Raw genomic sequence first — 22,982 nt, forward strand, 5'->3', positions numbered from 1 at the left:
TATAATAGCATACAGAGAAGCAATCGGATAAAAGGAGTCAACTTAATGGCAAATCATTTTTTAGCTTATTTGTACAGGCTGCAATACATTGAACGTTGGAGTCTCATGAGAAACACTTCTTCGGAAAATGTTGCGGAGCACTCCTATCATGTAGCACTAATTGCCCATACTTTGGGTAGTATTGCTCGGGAAATATTCCATCGGGATATTAATCCGGACGAGGCTGTGACTTACGCTTTATTTCATGATGCCACAGAAGTGTTTACGGGAGATATTCCGACACCCGTAAAACATCATAATCCACGAATTTTATCAAATTTTCGCGAGATTGAAGCATTAGCCGCCGAACGTCTGCTTGCAACCGTTCCTCCTGAGCTTGAAGAAACTTACCGCCCCTTGCTCGTAGGCAAGCCTGCTAACCCTGAAATGGAGAAGCTACTTAAAGCGGCAGATCTATTGGACGCCTACCTAAAATGCATTAGCGAAATGTCAGCAGGCAATCGAGAGTTCGCATCCGCTCGCAGGCAAAGTGAAGAAAAGCTAAGAAAGCTGGATATGCCAGAGGTCGAATGGTTTTTGACACACCTAGCGCCCAGCTTCGAGAGAACTATAGACGAGTTATCTGAGGATGAACAGCAGGTAGACAAATAGAGAAGCTATGAGTAAAGTAACGCAACTGGGCATCTCCCCTTGCGCATACGTCACTTCAGTAAGCGCAAAGGGGACTGGGTGTCCTTTAGTAGAACACTAGCAGTTCATGAGGGCACACCGTATATCCAACTTGTTTCGGTATGCCTTCATGCGTACGTCATTGCCTTTGAACGCGCGTCTCTTGAATATCCTTCCCCTGCTCATCTTACCAAAATTCGCTATGCCATCTCTATACCCAACCATCCTGCGAATAAAACCTTCGCTTGCTCTTAACTAACATCTGCTTTCTTCTCCGAGGATCGCCCCGCCATTGTCGCAAATTACTACTTTAAGCTTCTTTTATTCGAGGATTGCCCCGCCATTGTCGCAAATTGCTACTTTGAGCTTCGCTTATCCGAGGATCGCCCCGCCATTGTCGCAAATTGCTACTTTCAGCTTCGCTTATTCGAAGATCGCCCCGTTATTGTCGCAAAATGTGACTTTAAACTCACATGCTCCACTGACTGTACCCTTATCGATCATGCGCTCTTAACTAACCTCTGCCCTTGGTGTCAGTCTCCGGAATGGGGGGGGGGGACCTAAGTGTACAATTTTTTAGGGTAAACAGTCTGGGCAAAGCATAATTAGTTGGCGATATACGGTTTTTCGAAAGGGTTAGCAAGGATTCGAAGATGTTTCGATTCATCGAGCAACTAGTCCGAAAGGCATGATTAATTGGAGGTTTACGGTGTTTCGAAAGGGTTAGCGAGGATGCGAAGCTGTATCAATTTTCGAGCAACTAGTCTGGAAAATGCATAATGAAAACAACCCCAGCCCCCACTGCTTTAATGAAGGTGGGCTGAAGGTTGTTTGCGTTCATAATTGGGAGTAGAACTTAACCCCCAGCTACTCCAAATTCGTTAGCGCTTCCTTCTGAAGGCGAGAAGCATGATAACTAAACCCACAAGAGAGACGGCTCCAATAATTGGTACTATATAATAGCCCTTCGGCATTTCACTTGTACCCTGCGTAGCACTTTCGTTCTCTACACCGCTTGCTTGAGCCAATTCGCCAGAATTTCCTATGCCGGCAGATTTTCCAGTTTCTACAGACTCTGCAATGCCTATATTTGCCGTAGTTTTAATTGGGTCATATCCTGTGCCGAGTTCTGTAATATCCTCATCCGCCGACTCGAGCAGCTTGGTTCTTTCACACATACCCGTTTCAAGCTTGTCAGCATTCCCGTATGCATATACAACATACTCAGCCCCCAAAGCGAACCCTGTATATCCGCAGCTTGCACCACTAACAGCTGTGTTCACGACAGTTTTATTCTCAATCTGTCCCTTCCACACTGTCTGTACCTCAAAAGTAACCTTAACCGGATCTGCACTAGACATGATTTCCTTCTGTTCAGGATTTTCCATATTGATGACCTTCCCAGAAAAAATAGCCGTCTTCCTAGCCATCTCATCACTGACAGAGGCAGGCATAGCACAGGAGCAAGCATAGGCTTGTTCAGGCTTAAGTACAATCCCAGCGCTTACTAAGACTATGCTACATAGAATCAGTAACGTTATACGTTTTAGCAATTCAATCACCTCATCATATTAACGTCCCGTCGCTCCAAATTGTTCCACCAATTACAATTTTCTCGGGACAATGAACATTGTACTTCTAGAAACATCCAAGTAAAACGGCTTTGCCGTCCTTAGGACGGCTATACACGTTTGTATCGAGCTATCAGATGAGTATATAGACATAGAACCTTATACTTTCTGATAGTCGAAAAAAAGCCTCGCCCACAAGAACGGTGAGCGAAGCTTATGTACACTTCACATAAATAATTATTTATAGTATGGGTTTTTCATAAACCAAATTACGACTATGAACAATACAAAAGTAATAGCACTAAGTGTCCGAACTCTGGAAATGGACGCGCTTGCACTTTCCCCGCTAAGGGAAGCAGCTACAATCCTTTTGAGAGGAGCTTGCAGAATTCCTGAGAAGGCTCCCATTGCAACGAACAATACAATGACTACTACCATCCAAGCAACTGTGTATTTCGCACCGCCTGGTGCATTTGAGATCAAATATCCTCCGGTAACTAGCTGAACGACCAATGCATACTGTCCAATTCTTCCAGCTGAAATTAATCCGCTAGCTAAGCCTTCTTGAGCCGTACCAGAAAGCTGCTTAAATTTCCCTACGATAAACGGCAAGATCGCATACACTCCCATACCTACTGCACCCAATACGTGCAAAAACACCATAACCGTGTACATTTGACGTTCCCTCCAATAATAAAACAAACTAAGACAATTCTCAGTATACACAATATAGAGGGTGAACAAAACCTAACTCACACATTCAACATAAATCCTTCACCTTTTGTACGCAAAAAGAGAGCCCTAAGGCCCTCTCAGTGTATTTATTGATGAAAATTATGCATTTTCTACGATTTGGATAACGCTGCGTACGGATTGTGCGGATTTCTCAAGTGCGGTTTTCTCTTCATCTGTTAGGTCCAATTCAATAACCTTCTCGATTCCGTCGCCGCCTAAGATCGCTAGCACACCCATAAACAGGTCATTATAGCCATACTCTCCTTGCAGAAGAGCGATAACCGGCAGAATGCGTTTCTTGTCTTTAAGAATCGCTTCTGTCATTTGTACAAGGGAAGCAGCAGGAGCATAGTACGCACTGCCGTTACCAAGCAGGTTAACGATTTCTCCGCCGCCAACGCGAGTACGCTGAACGATCGCATCAATACGCTCTTTAGGAAGAAGCTTCTCAACCGGAATGCCGCCAATTGAAGTATAACGAACGAGAGGAACCATATCGTCGCCATGTCCACCCATTACAACGCTACGAACATCTTCTACGGACACGTTAAGTTCTTGAGCTAGGAACGTATTGTAACGAGCCGTGTCAAGAACACCGGATTGTCCGATTACACGATTTTTCGGGAAGCCTAGTGCTTTATTAGCCACATAAGTCATCGCATCAACCGGGTTAGATAGAATGATTACGTAAGCGTTCGGGCTAGTTGCTTTGATATTCTCGCATACCGATCTAACGATACCCGCATTTGTGTTCACGAGATCATCGCGACTCATGCCCGGTTTACGCGCAATTCCTGCAGTGATGATTACAACATCCGAATTGGCGGAATCCTCATAGTTGGAAGTCCCAACAATATTAGAATCAATGCCTTGAACTGGTGTTGATTCCATCAAATCCAGCGCTTTACCTTTAGTCGGGTTTTCCAATTGCGGAATATCTAGAAGAACAACGTCTCCCAATTCCTTCTGTGCCAGCATTAGCGCAGTCGTGGCGCCAGTAAAACCAGCGCCTACAACTGTAATTTTCGCACGTTTGATTGCCACTTTGTATATCCTCCTTTGATACTTAGCACTATGCTATGTGCAATGGAGCGAGTGTATGAATTGTGCTTTACTGGCATTGAGCTTTAGAAATGTTTAATAATTTCGTCTGCAAATGCCGAGCATTTTACTTCTGTTGCGCCTTCCATCAAACGAGCGAAATCGTAAGTTACGACTTTGCTATTGATTGAAGATTCCAAGCCTTTGTAGATCAAATCAGCAGCTTCCAACCAGCCAAGATGCTCAAGCATCATAACACCGGAAAGGATAACCGAGCCTGGGTTTACAACGTCTTTGTCCGCGTACTTAGGAGCAGTACCATGAGTCGCTTCAAAGATAGCATGTCCAGTTAAGTAGTTAATATTAGCACCTGGAGCGATACCAATTCCACCAACTTGAGCAGCCAATGCATCAGACAGATAATCACCATTCAGATTAAGAGTAGCGATAACGTCAAAGTCAGTTGGACGAGTAAGAACTTGTTGCAATGCGATATCAGCAATAGCATCCTTGATTAGAATTCTGCCGGAATCAAGAGCTGCCTTCTGAGCCGCGTTAGCTGCTTCTTCGCCCTTCTCTTCTTTCACACGATCATATTCAGACCAAGTGTACACTTTGTCGCCGAATTCAGCTTCAGCCACTTCGTAGCCCCAGTTTTTGAACGCGCCCTCTGTGTACTTCATGATGTTGCCTTTATGAACTAGAGTAACGGATTTACGTCCGTGTTTGATTGCATATTCGATAGCAGCGCGAACTAGACGCTTGGAGCCATCTTCAGAAACTGGCTTGATACCAAGACCGGAAGTTTCTGGGAAACGGATTTTGTTAACGCCCATTTCGTTTTGTAGGAATTCAAGCAATTTCTTAACTTGCTCTGTACCGGATTGATACTCAATACCAGCATAGATGTCTTCTGTATTTTCACGGAAAATAACCATGTCAACAAGCTCTGGACGTTTAACAGGAGAAGGTACTCCGTCGAAATAACGCACAGGACGCAAGCATACATAAAGATCCAGCTCTTGACGAAGAGCTACGTTCAAAGAACGGATACCGCCGCCGATTGGCGTCGTCAATGGTCCTTTGATTGCGATAATCATCTCACGAATAGCAGTCAATGTATCAGCAGGCAACCATTCGCCGTAAGCGTTAAATGCTTTCTCGCCAGCGAATACTTCGTACCAAGCGATTTGTTTCTCGCCTTTATAAGCTTTCTCTACAGCTGCGTCAAGCACGCGCTTAGAAGCTTTCCAGATGTCGCGGCCAGTGCCGTCGCCTTCGATAAAAGGAATGATCGGGTTGTTAGGAACGTTCAGGACACCATTTACTACTGTAATTTTTTCACCGGATGTTGGGGCTGCAAATTTTTCGAGTTTCATATTCATTTCTCCTCCTGATTTTCACATATATTCTCACAAAGAACCGGCTGCTTAACCCCCTCATCATAACATGGAGGTAAAACCGGCCGGCAACAACATGTCATTTAGCCACGCTCACCGATAGCTACATAATGCTGATTGACCGGACCAACGTACTCGGCACGCGGACGAATCAAGCGGTTATCTTCATATTGCTCTAGGATATGAGCTGACCAGCCGGAAACACGGCTGATTGCAAAAATTGGTGTGAATAAATCGCGCGGAATACCGAGCATTGTATAACAAGAAGCAGAATAGAAGTCTACGTTCGGCTTCAATCCTTTTTGGCTTGTTATGAGATCCTCAATCTTTATGGACATTTCATAAAGCGTCATATCACCTTTAAGCTCACCTAGCTGACGAGACATTTGCATAAGGTGCTTGGCACGTGGGTCACCATTCTTATATACACGATGACCGAAGCCCATTACCTTTTCCTTGTTGTTCAGCTTGTTCTGAATGTAAGGCTCTACATTCACCAAGGAGCCAATCTCATCCAACATAACCATAACGGCTTCATTGGCACCACCGTGCAATGGGCCTTTCAGTGCTCCGATAGCCGATGTTACACCGGAATAAATATCGGACAATGTAGCAACCGTTACACGTGCAGCGAACGTTGAAGCATTCAGCTCGTGATCCGCATGCAGAACGAGTGCTTTGTCCATCGCTTCAATAGCAACCTGAGCAGGCTCTTCACCAGTCAGCATATATAAGAAGTTATGCGCGATTCCTACGCCTTGCTTTGGAGCGATTGGCTCCTTGCCTTCACGGATGCGAGCGTAAGCTGCCACTACTGTAGGCAACTGTGCTTGCAGCTTGATGGCTTTGCGAAGGTTTGCTTCTTTGCTCATGTCATTGGCTTCACTATCATAAAGAGCAAGGCTGGATACTACGGTACGTAGAGCAGCCATTGAGTTGCTTGCTTTAGGATACAAACGTAAGCCTTCAATAACCTCTGTTGGAACTGTCGCAAATTGGCCCAGCTCTGCAATAAGCCCGTCCAACTCATCTTGAGTAGGTAGCTTACCATGCCACAGCAAGTATACAACCTCTTCGAACGAAGCCTGCTCTGCTAATTCATCGATGTTAATGCCTTGATACGTCAATACGCCGTCAATGATCGAGCTTATAGACGACTTCGCCGCTACAATTCCTTCAAGGCCTTTAGTTGCTGTCATATTTTCTCTCTCCTTTGTCCACAAAATTCAGACCAATCGGCTTGTCTAATGAATAGCCGAATGACGCCAAGATACGCCTGCGCTAGAGCAAGAAGCTCTCTCGGCTCAATAATCAACGCAAACCATGAATAACTTAACATTTTTTGACCTTTTTTAATGATAATCGATTTTTACGGGGAATGGAACTGATTCAGACATTAAAATGTTTTATCGGCATCATAACCATTCGTTCTTGCGCGTTCATGTAACATTAATCATTTGCTTGAAGCTCCTAAACATTCTGCTTATTGATTTGTGATACAATATAGTGATACGAAATGCACGCACGGTTGGAGGTCAGAGACATGAATACAAATAAAGTAACAGGGATTATAGATATTGGATCCAATACCGTCCGCCTATCCGTTTATCAATTAACGAGTAATGGCGCTTATCGTGTTCTTGATCAAGGTCGTTGGCCTGCACGCCTGAGTCAACGCATGGCTCCCGACGGAACATTGCCTGTCGAAGTCGTTGACGAGCTTGCTGAGGTGCTCCGGTACTTTAGTCGGATTTGTTCTAAGCATGGAGCAGACAAAATTCGTGCTGTTGCAACGGCAGCCATTCGACAAGCAGCAAATAGAGACACTGTCATTCAGCGTTTATTTGCCGCTACTGGTCTGTCTATAGAGATTTTGACAGGCGAGGATGAAGCAAGAATTGGGAGCCGGGCAATGCTGAACAGTCTAAGCCTTGCCGATTGCTTTGTCGTTGATATTGGAGGTGGCAGTACAGAAATCACTTTGATTAAAAATCGCAAAGTGGTCCATGCCGTATCCTTTCCCATTGGTTGTGTAAACACTTCTGTTCGGTACTCACTTGGAGAAGAACCCGTTTCTCAGTCTGTTTTATCGAATATTCAAGCTGATGTACGAAAATTGATAAGCAAAGAAAAATGGATTTCCAGTCACCCTAATCTCCCTCTAATTGGTCTAGGCGGTACCGTTCGTGCGCTTGCTAAGCTTCATCAGCGTGAATCTAATTATCCTTTCCCATATTTGCATGGATATGAGCTCAACAATCCCGATCTACCTTCGACGCTAGGAAGCTTGTCTATTCTGAATGTTGAGCAAAGACGTAAGCTCCCAGGGTTGTCCAAGGACCGTGGAGATGTTATCGTCCCTGGTCTAGCCATATTACTTGGAGTCGTTCAACAGGCCGAGACATCCCGTCTTGTCGTCTGTGGAGCTGGTTTACGAGACGGTCTGTTCCAAGAGACCTGCCTTCTTAATCATGAAACGGATTCTGAAGATTATGTATTAGAGGAAAGCATTCGCAATCTGAACGCTTTATACCCAGTAGCCCCAGAAGGGCATCTGAACCAAGTACGCAAATTAGCATTAACTCTATACGACAACTTATCTCCCCATACGGTCATGCCCGCTTATTCACGGCGCATACTTGAAACTGCTTCGCGCTTGTTCCGGATTGGGGCTGTTATCGATTACAACGAAAGTGCCGACCACACCTTCTATATGCTACTCCATACAATTTGGAATGGCTTGTCCCATCGGGAAATGCTACTGACGGCTGCCATCGCTTCTTATCGGGGCGCTAATCCGCTTAGACGTAAGCTTGCACCTTATCGATTAATGCTTGAGGACGGGGACTTAGAAGCAATTGCTAAGCTCGGCTCTCTGCTTCAGCTTGCCGTCGCTCTTGATCGAAGCGAATCCCAGGCTATTACGTCTCTTGAGCTAGCTATTAAGGGGAAAACCCTTCACTTGATCGCTCACGCCGACCACCCACTCCCAGTAGAGCATATGGAAGTTGAAACCTATGCTAGGGAAATCAAAAAAAATTGGGGAATTACTCCTATGTTAACGGTTCACATAGGATAATTCCCCTTCGTTCCTTACTCTATAGCACTGGCAATCGACTTCCACAATGGAATATCCGCAGCTTCGAACTGGCTGCGAAGAGGTGCGTGCGGGCTTGTCACTCGCACGTAGCTCCCTGACGACTGTAGCTCCCTCGCCTTGACGTTATCCTGCAAGTTCATTTGTAGCAAATTCATCAGCATCTGACGAGGACCTGGATCTTTTACCGGGCACATTAGCTCCACCCTGCGACTTAAATTCCGCGTCATCCAATCCGCACTGGAGATAAACAATTCTTCTTCCCCACCGCCTCCTACAGCCAATATTCTCGCATGCTCTAGAAAACGGTCTACAATGCTAATGACCCGGATATTATCGCTTAAACCGATTACTCCTGGTCTCAAGCAACATACTCCACGCACGATTAAATCGATTTTCACCCCTGCCTGAGAGGCTTCATAAAGCTTGTCTATCATTGACTGGTTTGACAAGGAGTTCATCTTCGCAATGATTTTTGCTGGTCGACCAGCTATGGCATGCTCTATTTCCCGATCGATCAGTTCAAAGAGCTTAGGCTTCAAACCAATCGGGGCCACTGCGAAGGAAGACCATTGATGAGGAGTAGAATACCCCGTCATCTCATTAAACAAAGCCGTCGCGTCAGCTCCAATATCCGGATGGCTTGTGAACAACCCTACGTCCGTATATAATTTAGCCGTATTTTCGTTATAATTCCCCGTCCCTACATGGACGTATCTTCGCAGTGTATCGGCTTCTCTTCGAACGACTAACGTAATTTTTGCATGTGTCTTCAAACCAACCAAGCCGTATACAACATGGCAGCCTGCCTTCTCAAGCTGGCGAGCCCAAGCAATGTTGCGCGCTTCATCAAATCTCGCCTTAATCTCTACAACTACGGTTACCTGCTTGCCTGACTCCGCCGCGCTCGCCAAAGCTTGAACAAGCACTGAATTAACACTAACTCTATAGAGCGTCATCTTAATAGCCAACACGTCTACATCTGCTGCGGCCTCTAATATGAAGTCATTAACAACTTCGAAGGATTCGTACGGATGATATACCAAGACGTCTTTCTCACGGAGAACAGATAGCATATCCTCTGCTTCCTCAAACTCGTCTGGGTAGATTGGGTCAACCTTTGAGTATCTGAGATGATCGTAGTTAGGAAGCATGGAGACGAATTTCGAAAGGAATGCGAGATCGAGCGGTCCATCGATTTCATCGAATACTACGTCTTCCATCTCCAGCTCGTCTTGCAGAAGCTCCATCGCATGAGGATGTATCCCTTTTTCTACTTCAAGCCTTACAGGTAGCCCACGGCGACGACGACGCAGCTCCTTCTCAATTTCCTGCAGTAAATCCTCTGAGCCTTCTTCGTTAAGCGTTAAATCTGAATTACGTGTAACGCGGAACGCATGAACAGCTTCGACCGTGTAGCCACTAAATAATAAACCGATATGTTCCTTAATGAGATCCTCCAGCAACAAATAAGTAAATTTACGGCTGCCTTTGCGACCCGGAACTAATACTGTACGAGTCAAAATTGTAGGTACTTGAACGATTGCACAGAATGATCTTGAGTCACTGTCATTCCTCAAATCGTCCTGTTGCAGAACAACTGCTAAATAGAGCCCTTTGCTATGCAAAAGTGGAAAAGGACGACTTTGGTCAACAGCCATTGGCGTTAATACAGGATAAATGATCTGTTGAAAATATTTAGTCATTAATGTTTTCTGTTCTTCATTCAGATCACGGAAGGTAGATAGCATGACACCTTCCTTGCCAAGTATGCGAATAAGCTCACGGTAGGAACGGTATTGCTCTCGAACCATCCGGGTCGTGCGTTTCATCAATCGTTTAATTAGTCCTTGTGGGGTATAGCCAGTAAAATCTGTTTTTGTATATCCTGCTCTGCTTTGTGCTTGTAATCCTGCGACCCTTACACTCATAAATTCGTCTAAGTTACTTTGCACGATGGATAGAAATTGAAACCGTTCAAGTAGAGGCGTTCCTGGATCCTCTGCTTCCTCAAGCACACGCCTATTAAACTCCAGCCAGCTTAAATCCCGATTAATGTAATTTTTAGCGCTAGTCACTTTGCTTCCCCCTGTTCATTATGTAAGCGACTACTGAATGCTTAAGTACTCTTGTTCTCTTATATTATGTTGTTCAATTGTAAAGCCAACGTTAACTTTTCGTTAACTGTAGGTTAAATGACACTTTCTTGGCAAAATAAAGAAAACAAGACGCTTGAATCGGAGCAAGGCAGCCTATTTTCTTAGCCATGATTCCATAAATAAATAGTAAATATTATTTATCTACGATTAGAACCTCCGTAAATTGTGAATCGGCCACTACGTATTGTACGTTCTAATAAACGATAGAGAAATAAATGGTAAATGGGTCTTGTAAGTGGGAACAGCATGGTCAACCCAATAAGATCCGAGAGAAAGCCAGGAATAATGAGCAGAATACCTCCCGCTAATACGCATAGTCCTTCTAACAAGCTATGCCCCGGCGCTTGACCGGATTGCATTTGTCTTTGCGCTTGCTGCCATACTCTTCTGCCTTCGACTTGAATAAGCCAGCCGCCTAGAAACCCTGTGGCTACAATAAGAAAGAAGGTCGCCCATCCCCCTATCCATTGGGTCATCATTATGATGCCCCACAGCTCCAAAAGAGCAAAGATGAAAAAAATGGCTAATAGCTTTCTTTGCATCCTCTATTCCCCCTTCACTTTCGTCAGATCGAAGTAGCCAGCCCTGCAAGCTGTATCATCTTATCATACCAGTCTGGAGCCTCTCTTGCGAAGCGAACCGGTCTCCACTCCCGATTGACCCACACGTGCTTCGTACCTCCACGGACTAACAACGTACCTGGTGGCGCATCGCCTTCATAGCTTTCCCCCAGACTGCCCGTTAAGTTACCACTTAGCACCCTTGATTCAAAACGAACGCGGATACTCGTTATTTCTGCAGCTCGTGTCGCTACCGTAACCCAATCATCATAGAGCGCAGGCTGCTTGAACGAAGCTTCCACATCCGTAACAGGCAGCAATAAGCCCTTTGCTTCCATCTCTTTATAGTTTATTCCGGCTTGACGCACCCATTCCGTCCTGCCTATTTCGAACCAGTTCAAATAATTAGCATGATAAACGACACCCATCTGATCGGTTTCCTGATATCTTACTCGCAAAGGGTGTAGCAACCATTTGGCCATCCGTTTACCACCTCTTTCCAATTAGATACAAAAATCCCCCACAGCAGCGCTGCGGGGAATCCTAACTTATCGCAAAACTAGCTTACTACATAACCTTAGCTTGACCGGAGTAAATAACGCCATGCTCAGCATAAAGCGTTACTTCCATTCCATCGCTTAGCAGCTTAGTCGCATCATTAACACCTACGATAACTGGAATACCTAGGTTAAGACCTACAACAGCTGCGTGACATGTAATTCCGCCACATTCCGTAATAACTGCAGCAGCTTTTTCGAAAGCAGGCATATATTCCTTGTCCGTTGAAGGAGCAACTAGAATAGCTCCCTGTGTCATATTGCGAATCGCTTCTTCAGGAGAATTGGCGATAACAACTTTACCTGTTGCGCTCTGCGAGCCAATACCTTGGCCCTGAGCAATTAATTCACCAACATTGTGAATTTTGATTAGGTTTGTCGTACCGGAGCGACCTACTGGAACACCTGCAGTAATGATGATTGTATCACCAAGACGAACAAGATCAGTTTCCAAGGCACCTTTAACAGCGATTTCGAACATTTCATCTGTCGTTTTTGCAGTAACACCCTTAACAGGGATAACACCCCATACAAGCTGTAGGCGACGCAATACTTGATCAACAGGTGTAACAGCAATAATATTTGATTTCGGCTTATACTTGGAAATCATACGTGCAGTATAACCGCTCTCTGTGGAAGTTACGATAGCTTTCGCGTCTAGATCTAATGCCGAGTTGGCAACAGCTTGACTGATCGCTTCCGTTACAGAAGTTTGCTGAGCGTTTGCTTGCTTCGTGAAAATTTCACGATAGTGCAGAGCGGACTCAGCACGTTCTGCAATTCGGGACATTGTCAGAACCGCTTCTTCTGGGTATCTACCAGCAGCCGTTTCACCGGAAAGCATAATCGCATCTGTACCGTCGAAAATCGCGTTCGCGACATCTGATGCTTCTGCACGGGTAGGGCGTGGATTGCGTTGCATGGAATCGAGCATTTGAGTAGCTGTAATTACCGGCTTACCTGCACGATTACATTTCTCGATCATTTGTTTCTGAACTAGTGGCACCTCTTCGGCTGGAATTTCCACGCCCAAATCTCCACGAGCAACCATAAGTCCATCAGAAACTTCAAGTATTTCATCAAGATTGTCAACGCCTTGTTGATTCTCGATTTTGGAGATGATGTGGATATGCCGTGCATCATGACGCTCAAGCAGCTCACGAATTTCAAGAACATCGCTTGCGCGGCGAACGAAGGAAGCTGCTATGAAATCTACACCAACCTCGATACCGAATTTGATGTCGCTAATATCTTTTTCTGTAAGTCCCGGCATGGAGATATCTACTCCTGGAACATTTACACCTTTTTTGCTCTTAATTTGACCGCTGTTAACGATTTGGCACTTGATTTCCGTACCTTGAATATCAATAACAGTCATTCCGATCAAACCATCGTCAATAAGAATTGTGGAGCCTACGTGTACGTCGCTAGGCAATTCCTTATACGTAATCGGAACACGGTTGATATCGCCTAAGATTTCTTCGGTTGTCAAAGTAATAAATTCACCTTGAACAAGCTCGATTGGCTCTTCCTTCAGCTTGCCTAGACGAATTTCCGGACCTTTGGTATCGAGTAGAATCGCTACCGTTTTGTTCAATTCTTGGCTAGCCTGACGAATTGTTTTGATGCGGTTGCCGTGCTCTTCAAAGTCACCGTGCGAGAAGTTGAGACGTGCTACGTTCATACCAGCTGTAATCAACTTTTTCGTGTTTTCCAGTGATTCGCTGGAAGGACCAATCGTACAGACGATTTTTGTTTTACGCATGATTTCTTTTCCTCCGTTTATCTATCCATGTTCGCATCTATATAGAGCTATTCAAGCTCTGCGGTACCGAAATGTCCGATTTTACGGAACTTCTGATACCGGTCTTCCCTCAATTGATCTGGCGTTAACTGCTGAAGCTCCTGCAGATGCCGCCATATTGCTTCCTTAATTGATTCTGCTTGCATAGCTTTATCGCGATGAGCTCCACCTTGTGGCTCAGGAATAATATCTTCAATAACTCCAAATTCAAGTAAATCCTTTGAAGTGATCTTCATCGCTTCGGCAGCTTGGTCCGCTTTCGAAGCATCCTTCCACAAAATAGACGCTGCTCCATTCGGAGAGATTACAGAATAAATCGCATTCTCCAGCATGAGCACCCGATTACCAACACCTAACCCTAGAGCACCACCGCTACCACCCTCTCCGATAACAACGCATATAATCGGAACACCGAATAGCGCCATTTCCCGGAGATTACGTGCGATTGCTTCCGATTGTCCACGTGCTTCAGCGGTATCGCCAGGATAAGCACCCTTAGTGTCTATGAAAGTAATAATCGGACGTCCGAATTTGTTCGCTTGCTGCATGAACCGAAGCGCCTTGCGGAAGCCTTCTGGATGGGGACTGCCGAAGAAACGTTGAATATTGTCCTTCGTGTCCTTACCCCGCTGATGTCCAACTACCGTAACTGGAATACCGTTAAGCTTAGCAAGCCCACCAACAATGGCCATATCATCAGCAAACAAACGATCTCCATGAAGTTCAATAAAATCGGTAAAAACCGTATTTATGTAATCAAGGGAGGTTGGACGCTGATGATGGCGAGCCATATGCATAATCTGAGCTGCAGTCATATTGGAATAGGTTTCTACTTCCAGCTGCTTGTAACGCTCTTCAAGCCTTCCAATCTCATCGGTAAAATCTATTTCCTTCTCGGCACCGAAATGCTTGAGTTCGTCGATCTTCTTACGCAATTCCGCGAGCGGCCTCTCAAAGGGCAGTTCACTTGACATCGGCCGGCTCTCCTTTCCCCGCATGCATGTCGAGCAGCTTCGTCAACAGCGATTTCATTTCCTTACGATGGACGACTTTATCAAGCTGACCATGCTTAAGGTTGAATTCCGCCGTTTGAAAATTATCAGGGAGCTTCTGGCGGATGGTCTGCTCGATAACAATACGACCTGCAAATCCAACGATTGCTCCAGGCTCAGCCAGAATAATATCTCCAAGGCTAGCGAAGCTCGCAGATACACCACCTAGGGTAGGATCTGTAAAGATAGAAATGAACAAGCCGCCCTGCTCATGGAACTTAGCAAGCGCCGCACTAGTCTTAGCCATCTGCATCAAACTCAAAATACTCTCTTGCATTCTCGCCCCACCAGAGGTAGAGAAGAAAACGAGAGGTAATTTCTTTTCTGTGGCCCTTTCAATAGCCCGCGTTACTTTCTCGCCGACTACGGAGCCCATACTGCCGCTGAAGAAGTCAAAGCTCATCGCACCGATTACGACAGCAAAACCACCGATTTCACCCTCGCCCGTTATGACAGCATCCTTCAAGCCTGAGCTGAGCTTTTGCTGCTCTAGCTTCGCTGCATAACCAGGAAAGTTAAGTGGGTCTTCAGAAATCAGATTTTCATCAATCTCAAAAAGACGCCCCTCATCGAGCGTCATCGCAATGCGCTCCAAGGCGTTAAGACGGAAATGATGCCCGCAGGTAGAACAAACTTTAAGATTTTTCTCCAGCTCTTTACTGAACTGAATCGTACCGCATTTTGGGCAACGGTTCATTAAACCTTCGGGAATATCCCTTTTTGTACGTTCAGTTGGAACGACTGCATATTTTTTCTTCTGAAATAAATCCTTGAACACAGCGACACCTCACAAACGATAAATGGCGACCGTCAAGCCTTACGGATTCGCCGACTCAAGAAGAAAGACGGGGTATCGTAATGAATTAAAGATGCAAAATACTGCCTAATACTTCTTGAACTTCCTTTACTTCACCGGATGGAACTAATATTTCATATTGCGGTTTAGTAAGGTTAATGGGGCGCACCTGCACGAGAAATCCTTCGTCGGTTAGATGCTTCTGAATTCGTTCGGCAATCTTCGAGGTCGGTGCAATGTAGATGACCGTCCACATGAAGCGTTACCCCCAATATTTAGCGATTCTTTAAAAAAGATCGTTCGACGCAATAAAGAAATCATAGCACAGATGCCGTAAGACTAGCAACCAAACAAAGACAGTTTCCTTACGGAACGGGCTATCTAAAGCAATCTAGTGTTCATGAATGCTTTACTGGGAGCCAATCAATAACCCTCTTGATTTTCATATCCCAATAGCCCCAATCATGATTCCCGGGCTCTTCCTCATAGTTTAAAGGAAGTCCTAGCTTATAGCAATAATCACGGAAACGGGTATTATCCTCATATAAGAAATCCTCTGTTCCGCAGCATTGAAATAGCTTCGGAACTAGCGCTTGCTCAGCAACTTGTTCAGCTAAAGCAAACAAATCGACTGACGATCCCTTAACTGCAGTCGGATCTCCGAATGAAAGGTGGATATCCCCACCAAATTTCTCAGCTACTAATCGGTCAATATCCACCGCTCCAGACAAGCTCGCAGCAGCTGCAAAACGTTCAGGAAAGGATAAGCCCAATTTCAAAGCTCCGTAACCCCCCATCGATAGCCCAGCCACGAAATTATGCTCACGCTCTGAAGATAAGGGGAAGAATGAGCGTGCCAGCTTAGGAAGCTCCTCACTAACGAACGTCCAATACTTCGCGCCATGACTCATATCATTATAGAAGCTGCGATTGACCGCGGGCATTACTACAGCTATACCACGGGCGTTCGCGTAGCGTTCAATGGATGTGTGTCTACTCCATGCAGTATGGTCATCTGATAATCCATGTAATAGGTAAAGCGTTGGAAATGGTGCCGCTCCCTGTTGAGGGACTACGACGTTTAATGATATTTGCACCTCTAATACCTCGGAAAACATCTGACATTGGAAGAAAGCCATTTTCTCTACCTCTCACTCTATTAGGAATTGGATTATCTATTATTTCATTCTAATGCTGCCTTCACCAAGCAGCTTCTCCATAGCAGACACTAGCTCCGGTGTAGGATTAACCTTGTATTCGTCACTTAAAGCGACATTTCGGCGTTCTCGCTCATAGCGTAGAACGGTTGTAAGCTCGCCTGGATGAGCCTTCAGCAGCAGCTTAAGGCGGATTAGCGTTGCAGGCTGTTCATGCGGCTCATCTATACGGATATATACCCGCTCTACCTTGGGAGCGCTGGCTGGAGGGTTGGACAAGGCAGGTGCTGCTGGTGTTTTCCCTGTAGCTACAGGCGCAGAAGAGACGCGATTCGCATAGCTGCCGTTCGAACGTCCTGACTGTCCAATTTTACGCAAGCGTTCTACTTGATGCTTTAAATCCGTGCCATCTAAAGGAATAATATCATCTGCTAGCAGCTTGTAATCTTCATCACCCTGCTGAACCTTAGCCCTTACGAAAACAAGTGAGCCTTTCTTCGCTATAGAAGCCGCTTTGCTCCACACAGTCGGGAATGCCACGAGCTCTGCGCCCATAATACGATCCTCTATTTCTAAAAATGCCATCGGTTGACCTTTCTTAGTAACAAAAGGCTTAAGCGACACGACCATGCCTGCCGTAAATACGGTTGAAGCATCCGCTGCATCAGCTATATCAATAAGCCGATCCAGTCTTAAATCATCCATTACCTCGTCATAGGCATCCAGAGGATGACCAGATAAATAAAGCCCCATCAGGTCTCTCTCTAGCTCAAGCATTTGCGTCTGCGAGTACGGAGGCACAATCGGCAAATCGGCATTCCAGCTAGGTGATTCAGCAAAATCAAACAGCTCGATCTGCAGCTCCTCCCGCTCCTTGCGCCAAATGGCTGCAGCCGAAATCGTTGGCTCCAAAGCAGCAAGCTGCTGCGCGCGGTGCCCTGGCATTGATTCCATTGCACCTGCTTGCACTAGCGATTCGATAACCCGCTTATTGCACACACGTGGATCAATTCGCCTACAGAAATCACTTAAGCTCTCGAAGGGCTTTTCTTGCCTTTCCCGCAGCACACTTTCGATGGCTTGTGTTCCAACGTTCTTAACCCCTGCCAAGCCGAATCGAATAGAACCCTTGCCATCTTGACCAACTGCATTAATGGGAGTAAAAAGAACCCCGCTCTCGTTAACGTCCGGCTTCGATACTTCTATTCCCATTCGTCGGCACTCATCTACGTATTCCGCAGTCTTGCGCTGATTCCCTACGACAGCCGTCAGCATAGACGCCATGAACGCAATGGGGTAATGCGCCTTGAGATAAGCAGTCTGGAATGAAAGCACCGCGTATGCGGCAGCATGCGCCCGACAGAAGCCATAGTCCGCGAACCTGACAATTAGATCGTATACGCTATTGGCTTCTATTTCTTCGTACCCTTGCTTCAGGCTTCCTTGGACAAAAAACTTCCGCTGCTCGTCAAGCACTTCCCTTTTCTTCTTGCTCACCGCACGTCTCAGCAAGTCCGCTTCCCCTAACGTGAATCCTGCCATCGTTGAAGCAATTTGCATAATTTGCTCTTGATAGACGATGATACCGTAAGTATCAGACAAGATCGGTTCTAGCTTCGCATGAGGGTATTCAACAGCTACCAAGCCATGCTTAGCTCTAATGAACTGTGGGATAAATTCCATTGGACCGGGCCTGTACAAGGCAAGGACGGAAACAATATCCTCGAATGAGGTCGGCTTCATTTCCTTCAATACTCGCCGCATACCCGGCGATTCTAATTGGAATATGCCAGTCGTTTCACCGCGTCCCATTAACGCATAAGTCGCTTCATCCTCGTAGGAAACATTTCCCCATCGAAACTCACGTCCGGTTTGCTCTCGAATCGAAGCTAGCGACCTTTCGATAATAGATAAAGTACGCAAGCCAAGAAAGTCCATCTTAAGCAGCCCAACCGCTTCAAGATTTTCCATCGAATATTGCGTTAAAGGAACCCCGTCGGTTCCTTCCTGCAACGGTACATAATCCGTTAAAGGGTCGGACGAAATAACAACACCAGCAGCATGAGTCGAAGCATGACGCGGCATTCCTTCTACCCGTTTAGCCATATCGATCAAATCCGCAGCATTAGAGCCGCCTTCAGCTAAAGCTCGGAACTCCGAGCTTTCCCTCATTGCCCGCTCTATCGACATACCAGGTGCGGCAGGAATAAGCTTAGCTGTCTTATCCACTTCTCCATAGGGCAGGTTGAGCACTCTACCTACATCGCGAACAGCTGCACGGGCAGCAAGCGTACCAAATGTAATAATCTGAGCGACATGCTCGGCACCGTACTTTTCTACAACATAACGAATGACTTCATCACGACGCTCGTCGCTGAAATCAATATCAATATCGGGCATACTGACCCGTTCCGGATTAAGAAAACGTTCAAAAAGTAGCTTGTGCTTAAGAGGATCTACGTCCGTTATTTTCAGCACATATGCAACTAAGCTGCCCGCCGAAGATCCCCGTCCAGGTCCCGTTACAATGCCATTCTCATGGGCAAAGCGAATGAAATCCCATACGATGAGAAAATAATCGTCAAAGCCCATTTCTCCAATAACTCTTAGCTCGTATTGTAGACGTGTCTCAGCGGTTTTACGGAAGCCCTCTTCCTCCCACACCTGCAAGCTACTAAACCGCTCGTTCAAGCCTCTCTCACACAATTCTTTCAGATGCTGCGCGGCAGTACTAACTGCTGGTAAAGGCGAGAACTCCGGTAATATATGCCGTCCGAACTCCAGCTCCAAGGTGCAGCTGTCAGCGATTTTCACCGTATTGGCTATCGCTTCAGGGACATGGCGGAACAATGCAGCCATATCCTCGCCGCTTTTAAGATAGAGCTGGTTCGTCGATATTTTGAATCTATCAGGATCATCTATCGTTTTTCCCGTTCCAATACATAGGAGAACATCCTGCAAGGAATGGTCATCCTCGCACATGTAGTGGGAGTCATTCGTAGCAGCTAATGGAATACCTGTCTCAGCTGATAGCTTCAGAATGCTTGCCAATATTTTCTTCTGATCCAATATCCCATGATCCTGAATCTCCAAGTAATAATCCTCGCCGAACAATTCATGGTACCGCAAAGCTGTCGCTTTGGCATCGTCATAACGATCATCCATGAGCTGCTTGGATAATTCACTGCTCATGCAGCCGCTCAAGCAAATAAGTCCCTCTGCATGCTCAGTAAGAGCTTCGAAATCAATGCGTGGGCGATAGTAGAACCCTTCCAAATGTCCGATGGAGGTCAGCTTCATTAGATTGCGATAACCCGTCTCGTTCTTAGCAAGTAATGTGAGATGGTAGGTAGGCTGCTCTTTGCGCGATTGCTTATCGTGACGGGAGCCTGCAGTAATATAAGCCTCCATGCCAATAATCGGTTTAATCCCGTGCTCTATGCACGCTTTATAGAAAGGAATGGCGCCATACATGACACCATGATCTGTTAAGGCGAGAGACTTCATTCCAAGCTCAGCCGCTTTGGCGGCCATATCCTTGATGCGAGCCGCGCCGTCTAGCAGGCTGTATTCGCTATGAACATGTAAATGGACGAAATCGCACATGGTTATCCCTTCTTTTCCGCTAAAACTCTCTTTTATTAATTGTATCATAAGGGAGGAGACCCGTCCCATACATATAGTAGTGGAACTGACAAACTGGAGGCGCTTGGCGCAGCTCGTTTGATCGCAACTGGAGGGATAAAAAATGGACGACTTCATTACGAAAGCGGCTTTCAGCTTCTTCATTGCATTCGGCGTCGTGCTCGGCGGTTCGCTTCTTGCAGGCATAGGCTCAGTTTTTCTAATTACCCCACCCAAGGATAGAATGCTGCAAGTCGCGGATAGCTTAAAAATATGGGCGCTCGTTGCAGCGGTCGGTGGAACAATCGATCCTATTCGAGTCATTGAGTCGCATATGTCGGCAGGTTACTTCTCCCCAGCTGTGCAGCAAATCGGTTATATCCTGTTTGCTTTCCTCGGTGCTCATATGGGCACAGAGCTCATACAGTGGATGTGCCGCAGCGGGGGGTGACAAGCTATTATGCGCATGCCTACTTTCCAGAGGTTCCAAAAGTTCATGCAATTAACAGCGTTCTTCGTATGCGGGATGATCGTCGGCAGCGCCATATACAGTGCTCTAAAAATCAATATTGTTGATGAGGTCATATCGAGAAATTTCAAGCTCCAGGCTCAGTTAGAATCAATTAAGCAGGATCTGGAGAAAGCTCAAGAAGTCCGCAAGAAAAACGTCATCCGCAGCATCGTTATCATTTTCGAGAAGCCTCAGAATAAACCCGATATCGATATCCTCACTCAAACTGCTTTGAAGAAAGAGCTTAAAGAGGATCTATCAGTCCTCCTCGGTCGAAGTATATACGATATTAATCTGGACTCACAGTTAGCTAGGAAGCTGCTCGCAAATAAATCTTATGATCAAATTGCAAATAAGAAATATATCATCAGTGTAAAAACGATGTTAGTGGTGGATGGCGTTCTTCAAATCTGGGTTGAGGCTACAGAGCACCTCCATAAATAGGACAATCATAGCCCAAAGAGACGAACTCTCACTGAACGGGCGCGTCTCTCTTCGAAATATGGTACAATAAGTGGCGTTACAAACTGTCTAAAGGAGCTGCTTTTTCTCATGTTAAACACACTACAATGGGTTTTCGGTGCCATTATACTCGTAACCTGCTGCCTATCCGCCTTCAACAGCTTTAGAGCGCGTCGGTCTACTGAAGTACGATTGCGAGGGCTTTACACTTCTCGAATGAATATTAGCATGGGTCTAATGCTTATTTTCATTGCGTTTTTTCAAATGTTTATGTTCAGCGGTTCATCTGTCCGCGTTGTAATAGGAAGCTTATTCTTATTACTTGGCTTGTTTAACTTGTTTGCAGGGATTCGGAACCATTCTCATTTTACACGTCTGCTGCGGTAGTAATGGTTAAGCTGGGTCGATGGTTTGGGCAGTTAACATCGCTTTCGCGACAACCTCTCCGTCCTGTACGGTTTGCACCTCTACCTTTACATACCTTCTGCTTGCTTCAATAATAAGAGGCACGATAGAAATTCCTGCATCAATCGGTACTGTGCGCAAAAAATACGTCGTCATATTGTCGAGTACATGCTCTCTTTTCCGTAAATCCTCGACCGCTCGGCTCGCCGCTTGCTGCATAAGTGAAGTCAGAACGCCCTCGGATATCGTACCCAGCGGTCCAGACATCTGCGGCGTGGCCAACCCGGTAAAGTACAATCGATTTTCCGAGTCCCTCTGTTCCGTGAACCCACCCCACATTAAGGCATCGAAGGTTTCCCCTAAGTGTGCAGGTCGATTGGCGAATTGCATCGCCCGAAGCACTTCTCCTCTAGTAATTGCTCCAACCAGCTTGCGCTGTCGATCGACGACAGGCAATAGCTCAATTCCTTCAGATACCATCCGATGTGCTGCTGAAGCAACCGGGGTATTCAAGGTTACGGTCATAGGACGACGAGTCATCAGCTTATCTAAAGCTTGTCCAGCGGGAGAACCTATGACGTCCTTAGAAGTAATCATCCCCACAACCCGATTCCATTCATCTGTTACAGGAAAACGACTGCTCCCCGTCTCCGCACTTAATTTTAGAAAATCGGCAACAACAGCGGACTGCTTCAGTACGCCATTTCGATAAGTAGGCTCAAGCAAATCAGCGATAATCATTATTTTACGTTTAATTAAACGGTCGTACATCGCTCTGTTAATCATTGAAGCAACGGTAAACGTATCATGACGACAGGTGAGAATAGGAAGCTTACGCTCATCAGCGAGAGCTCGAACCTCCTCACTCGTGCCGAAGCCGCCCGTGACAAGCACTCCCGCACCTTGTTCTAAAGCGACTTTATGCGCATTTTCGCGGTTACCGACGATCAACAAACTCCCCGCGTCGATATAAGCCATCATTTCATCGAGCTCCATTGCGCCAATTACTAGCTTATGGAGTGTTTTCTCAAGCCCCTCTTCTCCACCTAATAAGCTCCCCTGAACGATATCAAGCAGCTCGGCGAACGTTAATTGCTCCGGGTTACTGCGTCTCTTTTTGTCCACTCTAACAGTCCCGATACGTTCCTTCGTGTTAACCAAACCAAGATGCTCAGCTTCCTTAAGTGCACGATAAGCAGTCCCATCCGATACGCCACGATCCTTCGCCATCTGCCGAACGGGCAGCTTTGTACCGATAGGAAGCTCGCGAATATATTGAAGCAATTGTTCATGCTTTGTCGATTCAATTGAGTGATTATCTTTTCCCGGCATGCAGCTACCTGCTTCCTCTATATACTTTAGGTAAACTTTATGCGTTGCTA

General features: G+C 45.9%; 21 protein-coding genes. 5 read left to right on the forward strand and 16 right to left on the reverse strand.

Annotated elements, in window-relative coordinates:
• The first annotated feature begins 45 nt into the window (after positions 1-45).
• A complete protein-coding gene (yfbR, locus tag KCTCHS21_RS21505; RefSeq protein ID WP_130613205.1) occupies positions 46-651 on the forward strand; it encodes a 5'-deoxynucleotidase in 606 nt (201 codons plus the stop codon).
• Between the two features lie 899 nt (positions 652-1,550).
• Here yfbR and KCTCHS21_RS21510 read toward each other — a convergent pair.
• The 6 genes from KCTCHS21_RS21510 to KCTCHS21_RS31225 all read right to left on the reverse strand — a co-directional run bounded on the left by KCTCHS21_RS21510 (position 1,551) and on the right by KCTCHS21_RS31225 (position 6,755).
• Positions 1,551-2,222 (reverse strand): hypothetical protein, encoded by a 672-nt coding sequence (locus KCTCHS21_RS21510; protein WP_130613208.1) that lies wholly within the window; start codon positions 2,220-2,222, stop codon positions 1,551-1,553.
• Between the two features lie 255 nt (positions 2,223-2,477).
• The gene (locus KCTCHS21_RS21515) at positions 2,478-2,915 is read right to left on the reverse strand and encodes a hypothetical protein (RefSeq protein ID WP_130613211.1); all 438 of its coding nucleotides are present in this window, start codon (positions 2,913-2,915) and stop codon (positions 2,478-2,480) included.
• 159 nt (positions 2,916-3,074) lie between these two features.
• Positions 3,075-4,019 (reverse strand): malate dehydrogenase, encoded by a 945-nt coding sequence (gene mdh, locus KCTCHS21_RS21520; RefSeq protein WP_130613214.1) that lies wholly within the window; start codon positions 4,017-4,019, stop codon positions 3,075-3,077.
• An 83-nt stretch (positions 4,020-4,102) separates the two neighbouring features.
• Complete coding sequence (gene icd / locus KCTCHS21_RS21525) at positions 4,103-5,395, reverse strand: NADP-dependent isocitrate dehydrogenase (protein ID WP_130613217.1); 1,293 nt, start codon at positions 5,393-5,395, stop codon at positions 4,103-4,105.
• Between the two features lie 104 nt (positions 5,396-5,499).
• A complete protein-coding gene (citZ, locus tag KCTCHS21_RS21530) occupies positions 5,500-6,615 on the reverse strand; it encodes a citrate synthase (RefSeq protein ID WP_130613220.1) in 1,116 nt (371 codons plus the stop codon).
• A complete protein-coding gene (locus tag KCTCHS21_RS31225) occupies positions 6,612-6,755 on the reverse strand; it encodes a hypothetical protein (protein ID WP_162309359.1) in 144 nt (47 codons plus the stop codon). Before KCTCHS21_RS31225 ends, citZ begins: the two co-directional genes overlap by 4 nt.
• Positions 6,756-6,959: 204 nt before the next feature.
• Here KCTCHS21_RS31225 and KCTCHS21_RS21535 point away from each other — a divergent pair, with 204 nt between their 5' ends.
• The gene (locus tag KCTCHS21_RS21535) at positions 6,960-8,495 is read left to right on the forward strand and encodes a Ppx/GppA phosphatase family protein (RefSeq protein WP_157994094.1); all 1,536 of its coding nucleotides are present in this window, start codon (positions 6,960-6,962) and stop codon (positions 8,493-8,495) included.
• Between the two features lie 14 nt (positions 8,496-8,509).
• On the opposite strand, the gene ppk1 is transcribed toward KCTCHS21_RS21535, so the two are convergent.
• The 9 genes from ppk1 to KCTCHS21_RS21580 all read right to left on the reverse strand — a co-directional run bounded on the left by ppk1 (position 8,510) and on the right by KCTCHS21_RS21580 (position 20,204).
• Complete coding sequence (ppk1, locus tag KCTCHS21_RS21540) at positions 8,510-10,591, reverse strand: polyphosphate kinase 1 (RefSeq protein WP_130613226.1); 2,082 nt, start codon at positions 10,589-10,591, stop codon at positions 8,510-8,512.
• Between the two features lie 218 nt (positions 10,592-10,809).
• Positions 10,810-11,214 carry an FxsA family protein gene (locus tag KCTCHS21_RS21545; RefSeq protein ID WP_130613229.1) on the reverse strand — a complete coding sequence of 135 codons (405 nt, stop codon included), beginning with the start codon at positions 11,212-11,214 and terminating at the stop codon, positions 10,810-10,812.
• Positions 11,215-11,237: 23 nt separating this feature from the next.
• A complete protein-coding gene (locus KCTCHS21_RS21550; protein ID WP_130613232.1) occupies positions 11,238-11,714 on the reverse strand; it encodes an acyl-CoA thioesterase in 477 nt (158 codons plus the stop codon).
• 85 nt (positions 11,715-11,799) lie between these two features.
• The gene (gene pyk, locus KCTCHS21_RS21555) at positions 11,800-13,554 is read right to left on the reverse strand and encodes a pyruvate kinase (protein ID WP_130613235.1); all 1,755 of its coding nucleotides are present in this window, start codon (positions 13,552-13,554) and stop codon (positions 11,800-11,802) included.
• A gap of 47 nt (positions 13,555-13,601) precedes the next feature.
• Positions 13,602-14,567 (reverse strand): acetyl-CoA carboxylase carboxyltransferase subunit alpha, encoded by a 966-nt coding sequence (locus KCTCHS21_RS21560; RefSeq protein ID WP_130613238.1) that lies wholly within the window; start codon positions 14,565-14,567, stop codon positions 13,602-13,604.
• A complete protein-coding gene (accD, locus tag KCTCHS21_RS21565; protein ID WP_130613241.1) occupies positions 14,557-15,423 on the reverse strand; it encodes an acetyl-CoA carboxylase, carboxyltransferase subunit beta in 867 nt (288 codons plus the stop codon). Before accD ends, KCTCHS21_RS21560 begins: the two co-directional genes overlap by 11 nt.
• An 85-nt stretch (positions 15,424-15,508) precedes the next feature.
• Positions 15,509-15,697 (reverse strand): glutamate decarboxylase, encoded by a 189-nt coding sequence (locus KCTCHS21_RS21570; protein ID WP_130613244.1) that lies wholly within the window; start codon positions 15,695-15,697, stop codon positions 15,509-15,511.
• 142 nt (positions 15,698-15,839) lie between these two features.
• Positions 15,840-16,580, reverse strand: coding sequence for an alpha/beta hydrolase (locus tag KCTCHS21_RS21575; protein WP_130613247.1), 741 nt, complete (start codon positions 16,578-16,580; stop codon positions 15,840-15,842).
• 39 nt (positions 16,581-16,619) lie between these two features.
• Positions 16,620-20,204 carry a DNA polymerase III subunit alpha gene (locus KCTCHS21_RS21580; RefSeq protein WP_130616638.1) on the reverse strand — a complete coding sequence of 1,195 codons (3,585 nt, stop codon included), beginning with the start codon at positions 20,202-20,204 and terminating at the stop codon, positions 16,620-16,622.
• Between the two features lie 142 nt (positions 20,205-20,346).
• On the opposite strand from KCTCHS21_RS21580, the gene KCTCHS21_RS21585 reads away from it, so the two are divergent.
• The 3 genes from KCTCHS21_RS21585 (at position 20,347) to KCTCHS21_RS21595 (ending at position 21,582) form a co-directional block, all read left to right on the forward strand.
• Positions 20,347-20,673 (forward strand): YtrH family sporulation protein, encoded by a 327-nt coding sequence (locus tag KCTCHS21_RS21585; protein ID WP_130613250.1) that lies wholly within the window; start codon positions 20,347-20,349, stop codon positions 20,671-20,673.
• Positions 20,674-20,682: 9 nt separating this feature from the next.
• Entirely contained in the window at positions 20,683-21,177 is a 495-nt protein-coding gene (locus tag KCTCHS21_RS21590; RefSeq protein ID WP_130613253.1) for a sporulation membrane protein YtrI, read from the forward strand.
• A 108-nt stretch (positions 21,178-21,285) separates the two neighbouring features.
• Positions 21,286-21,582 carry a YtpI family protein gene (locus KCTCHS21_RS21595; RefSeq protein ID WP_130613256.1) on the forward strand — a complete coding sequence of 99 codons (297 nt, stop codon included), beginning with the start codon at positions 21,286-21,288 and terminating at the stop codon, positions 21,580-21,582.
• Between the two features lie 6 nt (positions 21,583-21,588).
• Here the strand turns inward: KCTCHS21_RS21595 and KCTCHS21_RS21600 are convergent, their stop codons facing one another.
• Positions 21,589-22,932 carry a DRTGG domain-containing protein gene (locus KCTCHS21_RS21600; RefSeq protein WP_130613260.1) on the reverse strand — a complete coding sequence of 448 codons (1,344 nt, stop codon included), beginning with the start codon at positions 22,930-22,932 and terminating at the stop codon, positions 21,589-21,591.
• Between the last annotated feature and the right edge of the window lie 50 nt (positions 22,933-22,982).

It is taken from the genome of Cohnella abietis (assembly GCF_004295585.1).
GTDB classification, from domain to species: Bacteria; Bacillota; Bacilli; order Paenibacillales; family Paenibacillaceae; genus Cohnella; species Cohnella abietis.